The sequence below is a fragment of the Kitasatospora sp. NPDC059803 genome (genome assembly GCF_042732255.1).
GTDB lineage: Bacteria > Actinomycetota > Actinomycetes > Streptomycetales > Streptomycetaceae > Kitasatospora.
This window is the reverse complement of the sequence record NZ_JBHWIJ010000173.1, coordinates 1-18,072: the sequence shown is the minus strand read 5'-3', so window position 1 is coordinate 18,072 and position 18,072 is coordinate 1. Positions and strand designations below refer to the sequence as shown.

Annotated in this window: 19 protein-coding genes; 2 read left to right on the top strand and 17 right to left on the bottom strand. The window is 70.0% G+C overall.

The annotated features are described in order from the left end of the window. The 17 genes from ACFV6I_RS24985 to ACFV6I_RS24905 all read right to left on the bottom strand — a co-directional run. On the bottom strand, positions 1–503 hold a 503-nt coding region (locus ACFV6I_RS24985), incomplete at its 3' end, for a hypothetical protein (RefSeq protein WP_380427706.1). 272 nt (positions 504–775) lie between these two features. Then, positions 776–1,195: a hypothetical protein gene (locus ACFV6I_RS24980; protein WP_063353137.1), complete on the bottom strand. Its 420-nt coding sequence runs from the start codon at positions 1,193–1,195 to the stop codon at positions 776–778. A gap of 69 nt (positions 1,196–1,264) precedes the next feature. Further along, complete coding sequence (locus tag ACFV6I_RS24975) at positions 1,265–1,726, bottom strand: hypothetical protein (protein WP_063353138.1); 462 nt, start codon at positions 1,724–1,726, stop codon at positions 1,265–1,267. Between the two features lie 136 nt (positions 1,727–1,862). Beyond that, on the bottom strand, positions 1,863–3,905 hold the full coding sequence (locus ACFV6I_RS24970) for a hypothetical protein (RefSeq protein ID WP_380427703.1): 2,043 nt from the start codon (positions 3,903–3,905) through the stop codon (positions 1,863–1,865). 31 nt (positions 3,906–3,936) lie between these two features. Then, positions 3,937–5,031, bottom strand: coding sequence for a hypothetical protein (locus tag ACFV6I_RS24965; protein ID WP_244293880.1), 1,095 nt, complete (start codon positions 5,029–5,031; stop codon positions 3,937–3,939). Positions 5,032–5,146: 115 nt separating this feature from the next. Continuing rightward, positions 5,147–6,115 (bottom strand): hypothetical protein, encoded by a 969-nt coding sequence (locus tag ACFV6I_RS24960; protein WP_063353028.1) that lies wholly within the window; start codon positions 6,113–6,115, stop codon positions 5,147–5,149. Between the two features lie 22 nt (positions 6,116–6,137). Then, positions 6,138–7,115, bottom strand: coding sequence for a hypothetical protein (locus tag ACFV6I_RS24955; RefSeq protein WP_063353029.1), 978 nt, complete (start codon positions 7,113–7,115; stop codon positions 6,138–6,140). Then, positions 7,099–11,283, bottom strand: a complete 4,185-nt coding sequence (locus ACFV6I_RS24950) for a hypothetical protein (RefSeq protein WP_063353030.1) — start codon at positions 11,281–11,283, stop codon at positions 7,099–7,101. Before ACFV6I_RS24950 ends, ACFV6I_RS24955 begins: the two co-directional genes overlap by 17 nt. Before the next feature lie 264 nt (positions 11,284–11,547). Then, positions 11,548–12,081: a hypothetical protein gene (locus tag ACFV6I_RS24945; RefSeq protein ID WP_063353031.1), complete on the bottom strand. Its 534-nt coding sequence runs from the start codon at positions 12,079–12,081 to the stop codon at positions 11,548–11,550. Between the two features lie 76 nt (positions 12,082–12,157). Then, on the bottom strand, positions 12,158–12,748 hold the full coding sequence (locus ACFV6I_RS24940) for a hypothetical protein (protein ID WP_063353032.1): 591 nt from the start codon (positions 12,746–12,748) through the stop codon (positions 12,158–12,160). Between the two features lie 74 nt (positions 12,749–12,822). After that, entirely contained in the window at positions 12,823–13,260 is a 438-nt protein-coding gene (locus ACFV6I_RS24935; RefSeq protein ID WP_063353033.1) for a hypothetical protein, read from the bottom strand. Then, positions 13,260–13,487, bottom strand: coding sequence for a hypothetical protein (locus tag ACFV6I_RS24930; protein ID WP_063353034.1), 228 nt, complete (start codon positions 13,485–13,487; stop codon positions 13,260–13,262). The genes ACFV6I_RS24935 and ACFV6I_RS24930 overlap by 1 nt, the downstream gene beginning before the upstream one ends. A gap of 42 nt (positions 13,488–13,529) precedes the next feature. Further along, positions 13,530–14,063, bottom strand: a complete 534-nt coding sequence (locus ACFV6I_RS24925) for a hypothetical protein (protein WP_063353035.1) — start codon at positions 14,061–14,063, stop codon at positions 13,530–13,532. Continuing rightward, positions 14,063–14,392, bottom strand: a complete 330-nt coding sequence (locus ACFV6I_RS24920) for a hypothetical protein (protein ID WP_063353036.1) — start codon at positions 14,390–14,392, stop codon at positions 14,063–14,065. The genes ACFV6I_RS24925 and ACFV6I_RS24920 overlap by 1 nt, the downstream gene beginning before the upstream one ends. Next, positions 14,383–15,249 (bottom strand): hypothetical protein, encoded by an 867-nt coding sequence (locus tag ACFV6I_RS24915; protein WP_063353037.1) that lies wholly within the window; start codon positions 15,247–15,249, stop codon positions 14,383–14,385. Before ACFV6I_RS24915 ends, ACFV6I_RS24920 begins: the two co-directional genes overlap by 10 nt. 6 nt (positions 15,250–15,255) lie before the next feature. After that, on the bottom strand, positions 15,256–15,705 hold the full coding sequence (locus tag ACFV6I_RS24910) for a hypothetical protein (RefSeq protein WP_063353038.1): 450 nt from the start codon (positions 15,703–15,705) through the stop codon (positions 15,256–15,258). A gap of 93 nt (positions 15,706–15,798) precedes the next feature. After that, on the bottom strand, positions 15,799–16,260 hold the full coding sequence (locus tag ACFV6I_RS24905) for an IPT/TIG domain-containing protein (protein ID WP_063353039.1): 462 nt from the start codon (positions 16,258–16,260) through the stop codon (positions 15,799–15,801). A 959-nt stretch (positions 16,261–17,219) separates the two neighbouring features. Between ACFV6I_RS24905 and ACFV6I_RS24900 the strand changes: the two genes are divergently transcribed. Both ACFV6I_RS24900 and ACFV6I_RS24895 read left to right on the top strand, forming a co-directional pair. Next, entirely contained in the window at positions 17,220–17,681 is a 462-nt protein-coding gene (locus tag ACFV6I_RS24900; protein ID WP_244293882.1) for a MarR family transcriptional regulator, read from the top strand. Continuing rightward, positions 17,678–18,007 (top strand): hypothetical protein, encoded by a 330-nt coding sequence (locus ACFV6I_RS24895; protein ID WP_079136670.1) that lies wholly within the window; start codon positions 17,678–17,680, stop codon positions 18,005–18,007. Before ACFV6I_RS24900 ends, ACFV6I_RS24895 begins: the two co-directional genes overlap by 4 nt. The last annotated feature ends 65 nt before the right edge of the window (positions 18,008–18,072 follow it).

Below are 18,072 nucleotides of genomic sequence, written 5' to 3'. Positions count from 1 at the left end.
GCGGGCGCGACCCCGGTGGTGTCGTCAGCCGGCGGGGGGGGGAGTGGGGCGGGGGGGGGTTTGTCGGGGCCCGGGCCCCCCCGCCCCACCTCTTCTTCCTCCTCGTGCCGGAGGCGGGTGTACTCGGCGGGGAACATGTCGGCCAGGCGGCGGCGAGCCCGCTGCGCCGGGTTGCGGCCGCGGTCGATTCGACCGGCGGCCCGGGCGGCGTCGCCGGCGGCGATCACCTGGGCGAGCTGCTGCTCCTGTTCAAGGGCGGTGCGCAGTTGGCGGACCCGCTTGGTGTAGGCGTTGCGGGACTCGCCGTCGGCCTGGACCACGTGGTGGTTGGCGAGCAGTCGTTCTGTGGTCCGCGCGACGCGTTTGACGACTTCGGGGCTGCGGAACACGGTCGCCAGTTGGTTGGCCTGGGGGTGCGTCACGAAATCGATCAGCATGTCGGCGAATGCCTGGTCGGGTGCTGCCGCCAGGGCGGCCGCCATCTGGTTCGGTGTGGCGGTCACGGTGCCGATCCCCCTCGGTTGTGCTGGAGCGCGTTCGGGCGGCGGCCCGCCAGCCCGTTCCCGTCCGTGTGCCGGATCACCGCGTAGCTGCGCTCCCCGGCCCCGGTTCGCGCCCGAGGGCACTGCCGGTGGGCTCGGTTACTCGCGTCCCCGCGCCGAAAGGACACCCTCTACCGGATATCGGGAGAAAGCGAACTTCGCGGGGGCTTTCGCCTCGACGGTGGGTGGGCGGCGGGCCGCCTGGTTGGAATGCTACGGGCTGCTCGCCGGAATCAGGAATCGCTCCCGTTGACGGGCTCGCGCAACCGCTTCTTGAGCTTGTCCAGGGTCTCGTCGGAGGTGTCGAAGGTGAGGTTCGAGAGATCGACGCGGGCGGGCGGTACGGGGCTGGTGGCGATCTCGATCTTGGGCGCGATGCCGGAGCGGTGCCAGAGCGCGGCGTAGGAGACCTCGGAGGCGGCGAACACCGCGACGATGGCGGTCAGCAGCGCACCGGGGCGGACGGGATCGCTGAAGCCTCCCTGCGCAGCCACGGTTGCGGCGCCGGAGATACCCGCGAGGACGCCGACGATCATCTGCTTGGCCTTAGGGGACCAGTGCGGGCGCAGCACGATGGCGGCGAGGATGGGGAGAACGGAGCCGACGGCGGCGCCGTAGCCGGCGCTGTGGACGACCAGGCTGTCGAGGTTCATGTAGGCCTTCCGGGTTGGGTTTCGGGTCGGAGGGCACGGTGGCGGGCGGGCCTGGTTTGTGTCGTGTCCTCAGGGGTCCAGGTCCGCGCGGATCGGGTCCTCGGGGGTGGGGTGGGTGGCTCCGAGGGAGGCGAGTTGGGCACGCAGGAGGCGGATGTAGCGGATCGCAGAGTCGCGCCACCGACGGTGGTCCTCTGCCATGCGGTCGAGCTTCTCGGCCTGCCGGGCCTGGCCGGTCTCCAGCGCGCTGATCCGCCCACGTAGTTCGGCACGCTCGGCCCGGTGTTCGGCGTAGAGCGCGACGAAGCCCGCCTGGAGGGCTTCAGCGGCGGAGGCGGCGGCCGCGGCTTCGGCGGTCTCCGCGTCGGCCTCGGCCTGAACCTCGACGGACTCGGCCTGAACCACGGCGACGTGTTCGTCGGCGGCCGCCCTCCGGCTAGCCTGGCGGGCGGCGAGCCAGCCGCTGGCGATCACCCCGAGCAGGGCGCACACCGGTGTGGCGACCGCAGTGATCGTCTCGGTGGTCGCCAAGCTCAGTCGCCTTTCTCGGGTGATCAACAGAGTGAACGGGGATATGGCCTGGGCGTCGTGTTCGCTCGGACAGCCCTCGCGGGGGTTAAGAGTGGCGACCTGGGGCGGTTGCGTCGCGTGCTTGGGTCTTCACCTGTCAGTCGACCACTGACCAGCGGACAGTGCTGAAGCTCAGCCAACCGCCGAGGCCACCGCTGGCGTTCCACGTCTCGATGTCCCCGTTGGTCTGGATGTAGAGCCGGGCCCCGGTGTTGCTGTAGGTGGCGACGTCGAAGACCTCGCCAGCCCGGGGGCGCAGGGCGGCGTCGTCGATCGTAGCGATCACGCCGCCGGTGAACCCTGAGGGGATGTACGCGATCCCGCGCATGGCAACCCAGCCGTCGGGCAACATCTTGAGGCCGACGCTCCGCCAACCGGACCCAAGCTGTCCGCAGCCGTTCTTGAACGTCGGGGTGACCCAGCTGGTGGTGTTCTTGATGATCCCGCCGCCGTCGAGCTTGATGTCACCGCCTTGGACGCGCAGGCCGGCCTTCGTCTGAAAGAGGACTTCCCCGAGGAGGGCCTTCATCGTCAGCCCGTTGGCGTCGAAGAACAGGCTGGCGGACTGGTCTGCAAGCTGGACGAACCAGGCATCGGGGTTGAAGTAGATCTGTGCGGCCTTGTACCCGTCGGCCGCGTTGCGGCGCACGCTCTGGGTGATCGCGGCTGGGGTGGTGTCCGTACCCGCGATGCCTCTGATCATCGTCTCGCCGCCGAGGCGGCCGTCGCCGTTCACGAAGAACGTGAAGTTGCCGTAGCTCGGGAAGCCGGTGGGTTGGCCGTCAATGGTGGCTGGCCCGCCCGATCCCAGCCACAGCGTGGGGGTGTGCGATCCGTCGGCGTTGAGCTGGGGTGCGGTCAGGCGGGTCATGGGGGTGCTGCCGTCGGTTGTGGCACGAACTTCCGCGGTCAGTCGGGCGGGCTTCTGCTCCGCGCCGGCACCGGAGTAGAGCAGCACGGAGGGGCTGGCGCTGCCGTTCGTCGGGTCTAGTGGGGACAGGAGGACGCGGCGGCCGGTGAGGGCGGTCTGGACGGTGGAGCCGACCAAGGTGACACCGGTGATTGTCTTGCCGTCGACGGCGTCGGCGGACAGTTGGGCGGCGGTGACAGCACCCGCCGCGATCTGCCCTGCGGTGATGGCGTTCGCGGCGATCTTGTCGCTGGTGATCGACAGTGCCTTGATCTCGCGGCCGGTGATGGCGGCGGCCGCGATGGTACCGGCGGTGACAGCGTCGGTGGCGATCTTGCCGGCGATGACCGCCCCGGCAGCGATCTTGCTGGCGGTGACGGCGTCGGTGGCGATCTTCCCGGCGACGATGCTGCTCGCGGCGAGTTCGTCCGCGGTGACCGCTCCGGCGGCGAGCTTGGCGGTGGTGACCGCCCCTGAGGTGAGTTCGCGAGCGGTGACGGTGTTGACAGCGATGGTGCCTGGGGTGACCGAGTCGGCGGCGAGCTTGCCCGCGGTGACGGCCTCCTGGCCGATCTTCGCGGCGGTCACGGCGGCGGCCTGGATGGCGGCGGAGTTGATCGCTCCGACGGCGACCTTGGTGGCGGTGACGGCGCTGTTGGCGAGTTGGAGTTCGCCGATGATGCCGTTGACGAGGTCGTCGGTGACGACCTTGAGCGGGGTGCCCTGGGTGGCGGCGCTGGCGGGGCCTCTGGCGCCAGCGGCGTTGACGGCGACCAGGCGTATCCACAGCGGGGTGTAACCGGTGGTGGCCAGGGTGATGCTGGCGCCGGCGGCCGCGAGGGTCGCGGCCATGGTCTGCGGGCCTGGTGTGAGGTCTGCGGCGGTGCCGGCATGGACTTCGACGTGGGAGAAGTTCAGCGGGGAGTTGTAGGCGTCGGCCCACTGCCCGTCCCAGGTGACTTTCAAGGCCGCCTTGGCAGGTTCGATGATCGGGGCGAGCGGGGTGGGAGGCGGTGGTGAGGTGGCCACGGTGACGCCGACCGTGCCGTCCGCCTGACGGCCGACGGTGCTGATCACCGCACCGGAGTCGTCGACGACGTGGAACTGTCCGCGGGCGGCACTGTACGGGAGCTGGGAGGCGCGCTCCATGTTGGTGAGCCGCTGGTCCAGGCTCTTGAGGAGGGCGGCGAGTTCACGCTGCTGGACGGCCTGATCGAGTGCGTTGGTCACGTGTGCGTCCCCTTCTGACCGAAGCTGGTGATCAACCCATCGCGTCCGAGCGCTTGAGGGTCAACACCGCCGTGCCGTCGGGGCGTAGCTCGTCGGAGATGATGCGGTGCCAGACCTGGATGTCTCCCACCCACGGGACATGGGCCTGGACGAGGATGTCGTCGCCGGGTGACCAGGAGCCCAGGGGCGCGTTGGGGTGATCTCGGATCTCCAACATGGGGATGTAGAGGGCTTGTGTCCTGGACTGCAGTTCGCGGTTGCCGCGTGCGCGCAGGGCGGCTTCGCTGGTGGCCGCCTTGTCTGCGACGACGTGGACGCGGCGTAGCCGGCCGTCGGGGCGGGCGAGCTGGAGACGGGGCATCGTGGCGCCTTCGCCGCGGCCGAGGACCAGGACCTCGTTGGCGAAATCCTCCCCCATCGCGCGGGGCGTAGCGGTGGCGCTGATGTTCTCGCCATCAGCGAAGCGCAGGTCGGTGCGTTTTCGGCCGAGTCGGGGGGTGCCCAGACGCAGCCGGTGAACGATGGTGCGGTCGTTTCCGGTGGTGGTGGACCAGGAGTGTTCTTCGAGGTAGTCGAACTCGTGCTGGAGGGCGATGGTGTCGATGGCGTTGCCGCAGTCCGGGGTGTCCCACCAGGCGAGTTCGTAGGGGTCTGAGCCGTCTTCGGCGCCGAGGAGGATGTCAGCCTTGTGCTGGTCGAGTACCAGATCGAGGCGGGCATTGTCGTAGGACTGCAGGTGGTCCCAGATCTGGCGGACGGCGTCGTAGGCGTCGATACGGGGGCCGCCGTAGGGAGGCGGCGGCGGTGGGACCTGGACCGAGCGCGGCGGGTCAGTGAAGTCGATGTAGCCGTCGTGGTTCTTGTCGAGGCCGGCGTTGGGGTCGGGTGGGGTGATGAGCATGCCGGACTGGAGCAGGCCTTCGAAGGGCAGGCCGTGGGGGTAGGAGGTGTAGCCGGCGCACTCGACGACCCACTGGCCGTTCTCGGGCCGGGTCCTGACGACCAGGCCGCCGCCGCGGATCTGCCCGTCGACTTCGGCGAACACTGCTGTGTCCCACTCCTGAAGGACGGGCTGGCCGTCGGCGGCGATGAGGCGGGCGTACTCGGGTTCGATGTGCCCGGTCATGCCACCCGGGCCGGACAATTGGCGCACGGGAGCGGAGGTCAGCGTGAACGGCACGTCCCAATCGAGGATCTGCCCGGTCAGGACTCGGAGGGCGATGAAGCGCCAGCCCACAGCGCTACGCCCCGTCCTGGGCGGCGGCTTCCTGGAACTGCACGCGGCAGATGAGTTGGGTGGAGCTGTTGACGTCGATGCGGCCGGGGTCGATCGCGGTGGTCTGGATGTTCAGGGGCTTGGTGGTGCCGCGAAGGGCGGCGGGGATGGCGAACCTGTCGACGAGGAGCTTGTCGGCCCGGCGGAAGCCGGTGCCACCGTCGTCGTCGAGTTCGCTGTTCGAGCCAGCGATTCCAGCGAGGACGTGATGCATCTGGGCGTAGACGTTGTCGCCTGACAGGCGCAGGCCGCTCAGGTTGGTGGTGATGATCGCGGTGACCGCCCACTCCGGGATGTCGATGCTCCAGGCGGCCTGCTCCGGCCAGTTCTTCGGGTTGCCGTCGGTCGGTTCGATGTAGGAGTAGGCGCAGCCGATGACGGTGTAGACCCGCTCCTCGGTGCGGGGGCGGGTGACGCGGCGCAGGTCCTTGATGTGGGCTGGAAGGACGCTGGTGGTGTTCGGTGGCAGGTCGATGCGGGCGAGAGCGATCGCGGAGTCGCCCGGACGGGCCTGGCGTGCCGTGGTGGTGTTGGCCGGCACTCCGGAGATCACCCGGGTGGCGATGTACGGGCCGGTCGCCGGGGTGCTCGGCTGTGGCCAGGTCTCGCCCATCAGATAGGGGTTCTCGACCCGGGCGATGATGAGGTCGGAGCGCCCGGTCGGGCCGGTGGGGGTGATGGGGATACGGTCGGTGGAGATCATGCGGCCCGCGTAGGCCTCGTACTGGGCTCCGGCAGCGCGGTTGAGGATGGAGCATGCGCCGGTGAGGACTTCGACCTGCTGGCCGGGGGAGGAGAGTGCGCGAACACACAGGTCGGTGGGGCCGATGACACCTTCGGCGCCGCCGACGGAGTTGTAGGCGAGCAGGCGGGCGATCTGCGCGGAGTGTTCGGCGGATCCTTCGATGAACCACGGCACGCTGTCCCAGGGCACTTGTTCTCCTTCTCCGGGTGGGCTAGTAGAAGCGGTGGGCGGGACGCCAGGCGACGGTGGCGCGGGAGGTGCCGGTGTCGTCGACGACGGAGTAGCGGACGTGCTGGAGGCCGGGGGCCAGGAGCATGTCCTGCATGCGGGGGCTGCTGCGGGTCAGGGCGCCGGCGACGCTGGCGGTGTCGTCGCGCAGGACGGTGCGGGCCCAGGGGCGGGGGTCGATGGTGACCCACTCACCGTCGGCCAGGGCCAGGTCGAGGCCGATCGTCATCCGCTGGCGAAGGTCGCCCTGCTGGGTGCGGTCGGGTCCGAAGAAGGTGAGCTTGGGGTTGCGGCCGGGGCCGTAAACGGTGGTGACGGGCCAGGTCGGCACGGTGCCGGCCACGGGCATCGCCCCGGGGGGCTGCGGGGGCGCCGGCACGCGCTGCGACAGGGCGGCGGTCAGCGGCGACGTGAGACCGCGAATCGGCGCCGGGGCGGCGGTGGGGGTGGTCGACTCCTCGGCGTCGTCGTACCACCGTCCGTCGGCGATGAGGAACGTGGCGACGAGACTGGTGCTGCCCTGTCGGGTGAAGCGGGTGTTGGCCGGTGCGATGCTGCGCGGCCGGCCGTAAGCGCGGCGGATTCGTCCACCCTGCATGGTCCGCAGCACGGCGACCGCGCCCATGCGGCGGCGGATGGTGGCCGCGTCCCAGGCCGCGAGGAGGGTGTCGACGGCGCCGAGGTTGGCGGTGTGGCGTCCGACCGTAGTGCGTGCGGCGTTGACGGTGTCGACGGCCAGTTCGAAGCTCACGGTGGTGGAGGATGTGGTGTCCTGGCCGAAGCGCAGACCGTCCTCCTGGGGCAGTGGCGCGTCGCCGAGGACTCCGTCAGCGTGGTCGAGGCTGGGTTCGTTCAGCAGGTAAATGCCGGTATTGAGGGTGCCGAAGAGCAGGTCGGCGCCCGGGCGCAGGCCGTCGCCGTCGTAGGTCAGGTTCCACTCGCCCTCACGCAAGAACGCCATGGACGCCTCCCAGTCGGGCTCGGCGGAGCTGGAACATGGCGCCTTGGAGGGCGTCGCCGCTGGTTTCGCGTTCGGAGCGGGTGATGATCAGATCCCCGCCGACCAGTGCGGAGGCCTGCGCGGTGGGGGTGGCGCGCATCGTGTACTGGGCGCTGCGATACAGGTCAGCAGCGGTGAGGCTGGGCTGGCGCAGCGAGCCGGCCGCGTTGTAGACGACGTGGCCGCCGAACATGTCGGCGACGCGGGCGAGGATCTGCTCGGAGCGGGCACGCTTGGCGGGGCTGAGCGGGATGTACGCCTCGCCGCCGGTCTCCGGCTCGGCCCACACGCGCCACTCGCCGGGGCGGGCGATCTGCGCGATGTGCTTCTCGGTGCCGCGGGCGAACGCCTGGACGCGGCCGCGAATGCCGCCGTTGGCGAATCCGGTGAGGATGCCTCCGTCCGCCTGGTTACTGCGGGGAGGGCCGGAGGGGTAGTTGTACTGGACGTCGACGTTGACGGTGCGCCCGCGCAGCGTGTTGATGATGCTCTGGATGGCGGACACGCTCTGCGAGACCTCGGTGCTCGGCGCGGTGATGCGAACCTGGTGGTCCGGCAGCCGCTCGACCTTGAACCCGATGTTCTGGAGTTCGGAGATGGCCCGATCGGACGGGGCCTCGACGGTGATGCTCTTCTGCCCCGGGGTTGCGCTCAACTTGTCCTGGATGGACTGCAGTTCACCCATCGCCTTGAGGGTGGGCACGTCCACGTCGATCTTCTTCCCGGCCGGGAACCCGGCGAGAGTCTTCATGATCGAGTTGAGTTCGGCGTTCGCCGTCGCCGACGTGGTGGTGATCTGGACCTGCCCGTCCGGCAGGGTGATGACGGTGTAGCCCAGCCCCTGGAGCAGCGTCTTCGCCTCGTCGGTCATCGCCTGGACGGTGATCTGCTTGCTGCCGGGCACCTTGGCGTACTCGGCCTGGACGCCGGCGAGCTGGGCGAGGACGGAGTCGACGCCGCTGGCGGCGAGCAGGGTGGTGACCCGGTCGGGCACCAGGCCCATCGCGGCGGCGGCCTTCTCCGCCTGCTCCCGCGTGAGGCCGTAGCCCATCGCGGTCTTGACGGCGGACTCGTACAGGCGGGCCATCTCCGCCTTGGCGGCCTGGAGGGCCTCGGGGACGGTCTTCTTCTGGCTGATCGCCAGGTCGTAGGCGGCGCGGGTGGAGTCGAGCGTGGCGTCGCGGATCGACGTCATCGACTGGTAGAGCTGGTGGCCGTTCTCGACGCTCGTCTTGAGCGAGCCGTCCGTCTCCACCAGCGCCGAGCCCCAGCCCTTGAGGTACGAGGTGCCCTCCTTGAGGGCGGTGTTGCGCTCGTCGGTGGCGTTCTTGGACGCCTGGAGAGCGGAGAGCACCGCGCCGTCCGCGCGGGCCTGCGCGTCCTTGAACGAGAGGGTGCCGCCGGCGAGGAGGTCAAGGGCGGACTTGAGCGCGTCGGTGCGGGCGGTCGCGTCCACGGTGGCGTTGCTGAACTGGCCGACCAGCCCCTTGAGCTTCTCGTACACCAGGCCGGAGCGTTCGAGTCCGCCGGCGGCGTTGGCGACGTCCTTGGTCTTCTGGGCCTCGCTCTCCTGGACCTTGAGGAGCTCGTGCAGGGCCTTCGCGGCGTTCTCGGCGTCGCGGGCCTTGTTCTTGAGGTCGTCGGTCGGCTTGCCCCGGTACGCCTTGAGGGCGGCTTCGGCCTGCTCGTCCATGGTCTTGGACAGGGCCTTGAGGCCGCCATTGAGCCCGAGGTAGGCGGTCGTCATCTCCGGCAGGCCGATCTTGACCTTGGCCATAACGTCGAGCAGCTTCTCCTGCCCGCCGAGGACCTTCTGGTCCTGTAGGAGCTTGGCCGCGGTGGTGCGCACATCGGTGGTGACGGCGCCGTTGGTGTCCTTCAGCGCGGTGGACAGTTGCTGCTGGGCACGGCGCTGGTCGGCGGCAGCCTGGGCGGCCTTCTGGTGCCAGCTGGCCAGCAGGCCCAGGCCGATGCCGAGGCCTGCGACGGCCATGCCCATCGGCCCGCCCATGAACGACACGAGGCCGGACCAGGCGCCCTTGAGACCGACGGAGACCGCACTGCCCACCCCGGTGATACGCCCCGCTGCCTCACCAGCGGACGAGCGCGTGTCGAGGAAAGCACGGTTCATCGCATCGACGGTGGGAACCGTGGCGGCCAGGCGCGGCACGTTGGACTGCAGCGCGGAGACGGCCAGGCCGACGCGTCCGAGGGAGACGCCTGCGCGTTCGGCGTGCCACTGCTGCAGAGCCATCTGCTCGTTCAGGCCGCGGAACGTGCCGATGAGACCGGTGGTGGTGCGGGTCAGGCCGGTGGCGTTGGCGTTCGCCGCGTTGAACATGCCGTTGATGCCCTGGACGGCCTTGATGGCGAACAGGACAGCCAACAGACCACCGAGGGCGGTTGACAGGCCCGGCACGGTGCGCAGCAGCACGGCGACGACGTTGGCCAGGCCGGAGAAGACGGCCAGGATCGGGCCGAAGGCGGCCGCGCCGCCGGCGAGCCGGCCGATGATCTCGGCGATGTTGGACAGCACACCGATGACGTGGGGTCCAAGTAGGCCGAGGCCGTTGAAGAGGGCACCGATGGCGGGGACGAACTGGGTGCGGACCTGGGAGACCAGCGAGGCGATGCCACTGTCCGCGCCAAGGCGGGCGAGTCCGCGCCCGACGTCACCGACCAGGCCGATCATTTCCCGGGCGCCGGGCAGTGCCTGGTCGAAGTAGTCCTTCATCCGGTTCTTGCCGGTGTCGGAGTGCGACCACTTGTCGAACCGGTCGAGGGTGCGCTCCATCCCCGCGAGTAGGGAGTTGCCCGAGTCCCGGCCGGCGGCGAACGTGCCGCCGAGGCCCTTGCCGAGGCTGCGCAAGGAGCGGCCAAGCGAGGCCGCTACGTCGGCGCCCTCGTTCATGGCCCGGTTGAGAGAGCCGTTCTCGCGGGCAGCAGCGACGGAGGTGCGGGCCCACTGGGTACCGCGTCGTGTCGCCTCAGCGAGGCGCTCGACGAACGGGGCTCCGGCCACCACCAGGTCCTCGGTGGTGTGTCCGAGGTTCTTCATGCTGATGCCCATCAGGCCCAGCACCTTGGTGTTGGAACGGACGATCTCGGCACCGTCGGCCCGGAAAACGGGGGTCTGCATCCACCGGGCCGCGTCAGCTACGAAGCGATGGCCGGCGTCGGCAACGCCGTTCAGCTGGGTACGGACGAGCGGCAGGACGCTCGCGCCGAGCGGGGTGATGTCACGCGCGAGGTCGAAGAAGAAGCGTTTCTGCGCGTCCTGCTTGATGCTCTTCCAGACGCCCTGGAACCCGAGGAGCGCCTGGACGGTCTCCTGTACGGGCGGCGGGACGGCGTTGATTGCCGCTGTCATCTTCTGGAACTCGGCGGCGCTCATGGTGGTGCCGTCGCGCACCGCCGCGAGTTTCTGCCCGTACGCCTGCGCGGCGGTGCCAACGCCGCCGAACAGGGCCTTGGTGCTGAGCAGGCCGACGCCGAGCGCGGCCAGGACGCCGGGGATCGCGGCGAGGGTGTTCACCGCTGGCCACGCCGAGCCGACCATGGCGGTCAGGCCGGCTCCGAGCTGGGCCAGCGCGCCGACCGCTGGCTGCACGAGGGTGAGAATCGCGCCCATGAACAGGGCGCGGCCAGGCAGCTGGAACGGGATCTTGATCCCGCCGCCCTGGGCGACGTCGCCGTCCGCCTCGCGGACCCGGCGCCGCACCGCGTCGACCAGCCCTCGGGGGTCGATGTCGGGGCGCAGCCGCATCCGGGCGCCCTGCTCGCCGGTCGCCTCGGAGACGACGCGGGTCAGCTCGCGGCGGAAGTGCTCGCCGTCCGGGCTGACCTTCGCGCGGACGCCCGCGGCGGCGCCGTCGACGGCGCGTTCCATGTCGCCGCGCAGGTGCTCGCGGTCGACGGCGAGTTTGACCTTGGCGCGCAGCCCGGCGGACGCCTCCTCGACGACGGCCTTGAGCCGCTCGCGCAGGCCCTCGCCGTCGACGTCGATGCCGATGCGGGCCTTGATGCCCTCGCTGGCCTCCTCGACCTTGGTGCGCAGGCTGCGGGCGAAGCCGGCTGCCGTGGCCTCGACCTGCACGACGAGGCGCCCGGAGACCTGGCCCTCAGCCATGCTGGACCCTTCCTCGGTGCGAGGCCGCGTCAAGCAGCTGGCGCAGACCTGACGTGCCGGACGACGGCGGTGGTGGTGCGGTGTCCGCGGTGCGGACGGTGTTCGGCCGGGGGACGGCCAGGGGTTCGGTGAGCCGCCGGTCGGCGGCGTAGACCGAGGTCAGCTCGACGAGCTGGGCGAGGAGTTCCTCCTGGAAGCCCCACCAGGCGCGCTCACCTGGGGCGCGGCGGGTGCGGGCCTGCTCGGGCAGCCCGTCGAGGAGGACTACGAGGCGGCGGACTCCGAGGAAGGCGGGGTCGCCGGGGCGGCGCCAGAGGTCGCGGGCGTCTCGCCGGTGGTGGTAGGCGAGGTCGTACTCGAGGTCGTCCCACCTGCCGCGGGCGAGGTCGGCGACCCGGAGAGCTTTCCCAGGCTCACGCCGTACGCCTTGACCAGGGCCTTCGTCAGACGGATGTAGTCGGCGATGCTGGGCCGCTGTGCGGTGAAGCGCTCGAACTGTTCGACGCCGAGCAGTAGCAGATACACGTCGCGCAGCGCGGCGAGGAAGGTACGGGGCAGGTGCGGGCGGGTCAGCAGCAGGTCAACGATGCCGCCGGCGATGTTCTGGTTCTTCTCATCGGCGATGACCTGCGCGGCGATGCCCATGAGGTCAAGGTTGTTCGCGAGCAGCGGGTCGAGCGCGTCCAACGGCAGCTCGGCCGGAAAGGTGAAGGTCTCCCCACCGAGCAGGACCGGGATGCCGTTGGGGTGGGTGACCTCCCGCTTCGGCGCGTCGAGGTCAATCACAAAGTCGCTCAAGGGAAGGTCCTCCAGGTCGGATGGGTGGTCGGCGGGGACGGTCGCACAGCCGCGAGGCTTGTGGCGACCGCTGCCGTCAGGACTCCTTGAACGCGGGGTCGTCGGTGAGCATGTACCAGGCATCGGTGTCGTCGCCGCCCAGGAGCCCCAGGCGCAGCGGCAGCTTCGAGCCGGAACCCTTCTGGAGGTCGTTGGCGACGCCTTCGAGCTGCATCGCCCGCGGGAAGACGAACCGGTAGTGCTTGCCGCCGTCGAGGACTTCGAGCAGCGCGGCGATTTCGATGCGCTCGCCGATACGTGGCGGGACGAACTTGTAGTGCCGGGCGTCCTTGTCGAGTCCGCCGCTGGGCATGATCTCCGCGATCTTGCCGCCGCCGTAGACGGCCTTGAAGTTCGCAGCGGACCACTGGAGCAGGTCCATCTCCACGGTGACCGCGTCGGCGGTCTGGAACTGGCGAACCGCAAAGTCGGACTGGGCAGACTTCATCGACTCAAAATTGGGCTCCTCCTTGAACTTCAGGGAGTCCTCGGTGGTGTGGCCGACCGACCGCCAGCCGGCCGCGAGCGCGACGGTTGCGTCAGTGGGCGCGACGGTCCCGACCGGCGCCAGATAGAGGTAGAGCCGGCCGGGAACGACGGTCTCGGCCGCGTTGGACTTCACGCTCATGGGGCTCCTCGGGGGCAGGGACTGCGACGAGGAGAAAAGGTGCGGCCCGAACAGGGCTTGTGTCGCGCCCTGGCTCATGGGTGCATGACGACTTGCAGGGAGATGCTGTAGCGGATCGCTCCCGAGGTGAGCTCGGTGAAGGCCAGCGGGCTGCTGGTGGCGACGTGGCTGACCACCGGCCCGGCCGGCGGCGGCTCGGCGTCGGGCAGGCCGAGCAGCGCGCCGGCCGCCAGCAGGGTGAGGCGGCGTAGTTCGGCGGAGCCGGGCCAGCCGGCCGGGTCGGAGATCACTTCGATCGTGACCTCGCCGACGGTCTCCCAGCGCAGCCCGCGCAGGTCACCGCCCGGGCCCGAGGTGACCCTCAGCCGTGGCCACGGCGCCTCGACCAGGCCGGAGACGTGGCCGGGGCCTCCGACCGCCTCCAGCACGGCTGGGTGCCGGCGCAGGTGGGCCAGTGCGGCGGCGACGGGGTCGACGGCCGCCACCTTCTGAAGGAGCGCCGGCTCGGTCATCAGCGGCGTGCGACGTAGCCGTTGGCGCGCAGCTGGCGGGCGTAGTCCGGGGCCACCCACACGTCGGCGCCGGGCAGGTAGTCCTGGCCGGAGATGAACAGGTGGTGGGAAAGCCGGACCTTCTCTGGGTCCTGGCCGGTGCCCAGGGGCGGGCCGACAACGGTCTGCTGGTCCGGCTCTCCGCTCGCGGCCGGCGGGGCGTTCTTGCTGCTGGTGTTGGTTGCCATGGCGGTGCACTGTGCAGGACCCGGGCCCTTGCGTCGCGCGCTCTACCGGTACTTGAGGGAGGTCTCGTTGACGGCTCTGGCCATGAAGTGGGTGCCCGTGGCGACCAGGCCGCCCGGGTAGACGTCGCCGAACTCGGCTTGGACGACGAGGTCCCCCTCGCAGACCACGGTGACCGTGACCCGGTTGCCGGCCGTCACGGGCTGACCAGTATTAATCCCATGGGCAACTCCCTTGGGGTCAAGGGTAGTTGTGCAGCGGCAGTTCTTGAGGTTCGCGACGGCTCGGCTGCTCTCGTCGCGCGGCGCCTTCATGTAGGTGTACTCGCCGACGCCGCGGTGCTTGCGGTCCCAGTCCATCGACGGCACCTTGAAGCGCAGGTTGTTCGGGACGCTCTGCCCCTCGGTCTGCACGTGGGTATGGCGGACCCGGTCGTCGGCGACGGTCACCCACTGCTTCGTGGGCGGGGCCAGACGCCTGGCTCGGTCGGCGACCTGGTCGGCGATTCGGCCGACCTCGGGCGCCACCATGGCAGCCACCAACTCCTCCAGCCCCGGCACCGCCTCGAAGCGCGCCATCAGGGCACCAGCGGCGGGTCGAGGGCTGCGGTGATCGCGATGTAGTCGGCCGCGCCGTCCACCGCGACGGCGCACAGCCGGGCCGTCGTGATCGTCCAGGACTCGGCTCCGTCGACGAGCCGGTCACCGGGGCGAAGCGGCCAGTGCCGTGGGTCGGCGCGCAGCGACCACGACCCGTCCGCCTGAACCACGGCGGCGCCGGGCAACGCCGGCCCCGAGGCCGCGGTCGTGCCGGGCCTCGGCGGCACGGGCAGGCCGTGCGCGTCGCGTTCCCAGGGGTGCTCGGCGACGTACGCGGTGAAGCGCCGATTCGGCAGGATCACCGCCACAGCGACGTTGTCCCCCCGTACGGCCACGGGGCAGCGGCCGGTCGGGGCCGCACGTACACCGGCGGCTGCCGGTAGCCGTCCAGCGTGACCAGCACCGGCAGCGCCCCGGGTTGGCCGGCGCTCGGCGCGGCCTCGTAGCTGATCGACTGCCCCTCTGCCGACAACGACGACACCCGGCGCCCGCTGGCCCCGCCGCCCGTGGTCGGGGTGTTGCGGATCGTCTCGGCGGCGTGCGCGGTGACGAAGCGCCGGATCGGCCGCTCGGCCGCGCCGTCCAGGCCGACGCGAAGCCGCACGTCGTACGTACCGTCCGGCAGCACCGTCCAGCTATCCACGGCGAAGTCGTCGTCCGGCGCGCAGTGCGCCCACGCCTGCCACGCCCCCAGGTCCGTCCCGGGCGCCGGGCGGACGCCGTTCAGCGTGGCCAGGCGCGGCACCAGCGAGCGGGCGAGGTACGCCTCCACGTCGGCCTGCGCGTCTTCGATCGCTGTTCGCAGGCCGTCGCGTTGCGCCTCGGTGAGCGGCAGCGGGATACCGGCGTGGTCGGCGACTGCTTCGGGCGAGGTGACCAGGCCGGTGCCGGTGGGCAGGTCGACGCGGATCGTCTGGTCCGTGTTGGCGGGCGCTCCGGCGGCCGGGGTGAAGGTGACGGTTCCCCAGTAGCGGCCGGCAGCCAGGGTGTCCGGGATCGTGAAGCGGAACGTGCCGGGTTTCAGCGCGACCGCGGCCGCGACGGCAGCGGGCTGGCCGGTGCGCTCGGGGTTGGGGTGCAGGGTGAGCGAGGTGACGGTCCCGCCGGCGGCGGCCGGGTCGAACGTGGCGCCGCCGTACGTGGCCTGCCAGTCGAGCGTCGACACCGCGGTCTACCTGCCGACCGCGTGGCGGACGCTGGCCTGGTCCCGCAGGCGCTGCAGCAGCAGCTCGACGACGGACTCGGACAGGTGGGCCCCCTGTGCAGCCAGCAGCGTGGTGCGGGTGCGGCCATACTCATCGGTTCGGTTCTCGACCAGGCGGATGGTGCTGACCAAGGCGCTGCCGTGCGGGGTGATCCTCTCGAACAGGGTGTCCAGGTCTGTGGGCGGGCGGCGGGTCTGCGAGTCGACGATCAGCCCATCGATAGCCTCCGGGAGCGCCTCCGCGACCGGCACTCGCTCGGGAACCCTGGTCTCCGGCACGGGGTCCGGTTCGGGCCCGGCCGGTGGCTCCAGCGGGGCGGCGGCCGGGACGAGCGTGCTCGCCTCCGCCATCGTGCTGTCTGGATCGACTGGTTCGGCGGCGGCAGCGGCCTTGCGGCTGCGCGGGGTGGTTGTCATCAGCTGTTCCTTCACCACGAAGCTGTTCGAGCCTCAGCAGGGTGGCGGCCGGGACGGCTTGTGTCGCGCCGAGCCGGCCACCACCGGAACGGGTCAGGAGTAGGTGAAGCCGCTCGTCTTCGTCACGGTGCCCGCGTCGTCGGTCAGCACGATGTCGACCGCGCCTGCCGCCTTCGCCGGGACGGTCACTTTCACCACGGTGTCGGAGACGATCGTCAGCCCGGTGCCCGCCGTACCGCCGAAGGTGACGGCGCTGGTGCCGTCCAGGTTCGTGCCCGTGATCGTCACCACGGTCCCGCCAGCGGCCGGGCCTCCGGACGGCAGGACCGACGTGATGGTCGGGGGCGGGAACAGCTTCGCGATGTCCGACTCCCGGATCTGCGCGCCGGGTTGGAAGGCGATTGTGCGGATCGCGCCCTCGGGCTTGCGGTCGCCCTCGGCGTAGCGGCGGGTCGCGTAGATCCGCTCGGTGACGGTCATCATCCGGTCCTGGACTGGGGTGGCCGGGAACCCGGCCTTCGTGATGCGGGCGCCGCCCACGGTGTAGAGGCCCATCTCTCACTTCCTGCTGGGAGTTGGCTATGCGGGCGTGATGCTCGCTCCCGGTGGTGCCTTCCGTCTTCTGCTCTCGACCACCTACTCGTCCGCGCGTCTTGAGCGGTGGTCACTGAGGGATCGCCAGTTCCCCTCCCGGGGGCCAGCCCCCGGACCCCCGCTGGGGACCTCGGGTCCCCAGACCCCTTACGCTGCCGCAGTCCGCTCCGTCCTCAGCTGGCGGACACCGCCTTGGCGGCGATGTCCGCCAGCTTCCGGGCGGTGCTCCCTTGCCCTCGGTCCCGGTAGTTGCTCCAGTGAGTGGTGGAGGAACTGGCTGAGCGCCTGCCTACCAACAACGGTCCTGAGTGGCTGCTCCGTGGTTGCTGTAGATACGGGCCACTGAATGCGCGCCGCCCGAGAGGGAAGTTCGCCAGTACATCGCTAAGGTGACCCGGGAGCTGGGAGGCCGTCCTCGGCCGAGCAGCGGTATGCCACGGCGGGTTGCCCCCGGGCTCATGGCGGTTACCACCCAGTGGCTCGCGGCCGGATGGCCAAGCACCCTGAGAGGTGCTCACGTGGTTGGCGTCGTTCAGTTGCAAGAGAGGGAGAAGAGCCCTTTAAGCCTTTGACCTGCGGAAATGCCATTGGAAGCCACGATCGTCAGATCTCCTACCCCGATCAAGGAGCTGCCAAGGCTGCTCATAGGACCGTGGTGAAGCGGCCACTGCCTCGTGGTGACCTGATCAGCAGATCTGGAAACCACGATCGATAAGTCAGGGAACCACGATCGTACGATCGTGGTTCAGTGCTGAAAAGTACATCTGAGGCTGCCCTTGGAAGGACGGCGCGACACGAAGTCATGAGCGCCCCCGAAGTTGGCTCAGTGACGTTTCGGTCATGTACTTTTAGGCCATCTGATCCGCTGCGGCCGACCGCAGCAGGGTCCAAAACCTATGCCCGAGGAAGGAGGGGACCACGTGGCTGCCGCCGCACGGCGCCGACGCGCGCCAGCGGACGAGAACGGGGAACTTCTCCCCTTTGCTCCGTTCGCGTTCTACGACGGACACGCGAACGTCGACAAGGAACGCGTCCGCGCCATCTGCCGCAGCAATAAGTTCACCCCGGGCGAGAAGTTCATGGTCCTGTGGTGGATCGGAACGTCGCCAGAGGGCATGGAGCCTGTGGTGATGACGGGGGCGGACATCGGCAAGGAAGTCGGCATGACGGCAGATGCCATCGGCCGGATCAGCCGCAAGCTCCTCAAACACCGGATCTTGGTTGCGGTGGGCACGTTCGGGAACTCGAAGTTGTACCGGATCACGCCCTACATCGCGTTCCACGGTCCGGGCTACGATCAGCGTGAAGCAGTGAAACGCTTCAACCCCCCGGACATCCCTGGGTTGGCCCCGAGAGTTCGAGAGTGGTGGGAGGACCGATGAGCGCTCAGACGTTTGCGCTGCATGGGAGCAGGAGCATGTCGTTCGGGGAGCTGCTGAGGCGGACCCACAACCTGACCGCCAACCAGCGCCTGATGATCGTGCTCTACAACGATCCGGAGCTCGTCGGCCTGAACGGGGCGATCGAGCAGTCGGCAAAGGACCTGGCGGGCATTGTCGGATGGACGCCGACCATGTTCTCCCGCATCCGGCAGCAGCTCGTTGATGCGGGATGGCTGGAGCAGTCCGGGGGGCGAGCCCAGGTCAAGTTCTTCCGACTGACGCCGACAGCTCACGGGCAGACGCGAGCCCTTCGGCTCGTAGACTGAACGATTCAGGACGCGGGGGGGGGGGGGTTGTATGATGTGGTGAAAGTCAACGAGCCAGCGCGAGA

Excerpts from the sequence above, each read along its gene's own strand:
- ACFV6I_RS24910 (WP_063353038.1), bottom strand. The coding sequence starts at position 15,705 with ATGACAACCACCCCGCGCAGCCGCAAGGCCGCTGCCGCCGCCGAACCA.
- ACFV6I_RS24965 (WP_244293880.1), bottom strand. The coding sequence starts at position 5,031 with ATGACCGGGCACATCGAACCCGAGTACGCCCGCCTCATCGCCGCCGAC.
- ACFV6I_RS24935 (WP_063353033.1), bottom strand. The coding sequence starts at position 13,260 with ATGACCGAGCCGGCGCTCCTTCAGAAGGTGGCGGCCGTCGACCCCGTC.
- ACFV6I_RS24980 (WP_063353137.1), bottom strand. The coding sequence starts at position 1,195 with ATGAACCTCGACAGCCTGGTCGTCCACAGCGCCGGCTACGGCGCCGCC.
- ACFV6I_RS24955 (WP_063353029.1), bottom strand. The coding sequence starts at position 7,115 with ATGGCGTTCTTGCGTGAGGGCGAGTGGAACCTGACCTACGACGGCGAC.
- ACFV6I_RS24940 (WP_063353032.1), bottom strand. The coding sequence starts at position 12,748 with ATGAGCGTGAAGTCCAACGCGGCCGAGACCGTCGTTCCCGGCCGGCTC.
- ACFV6I_RS24895 (WP_079136670.1), top strand. The coding sequence starts at position 17,678 with ATGAGCGCTCAGACGTTTGCGCTGCATGGGAGCAGGAGCATGTCGTTC.
- ACFV6I_RS24925 (WP_063353035.1), bottom strand. The coding sequence starts at position 14,063 with ATGGCGCGCTTCGAGGCGGTGCCGGGGCTGGAGGAGTTGGTGGCTGCC.
- ACFV6I_RS24905 (WP_063353039.1), bottom strand. The coding sequence starts at position 16,260 with ATGGGCCTCTACACCGTGGGCGGCGCCCGCATCACGAAGGCCGGGTTC.
- ACFV6I_RS24950 (WP_063353030.1), bottom strand. The coding sequence starts at position 11,283 with ATGGCTGAGGGCCAGGTCTCCGGGCGCCTCGTCGTGCAGGTCGAGGCC.
- ACFV6I_RS24930 (WP_063353034.1), bottom strand. The coding sequence starts at position 13,487 with ATGGCAACCAACACCAGCAGCAAGAACGCCCCGCCGGCCGCGAGCGGA.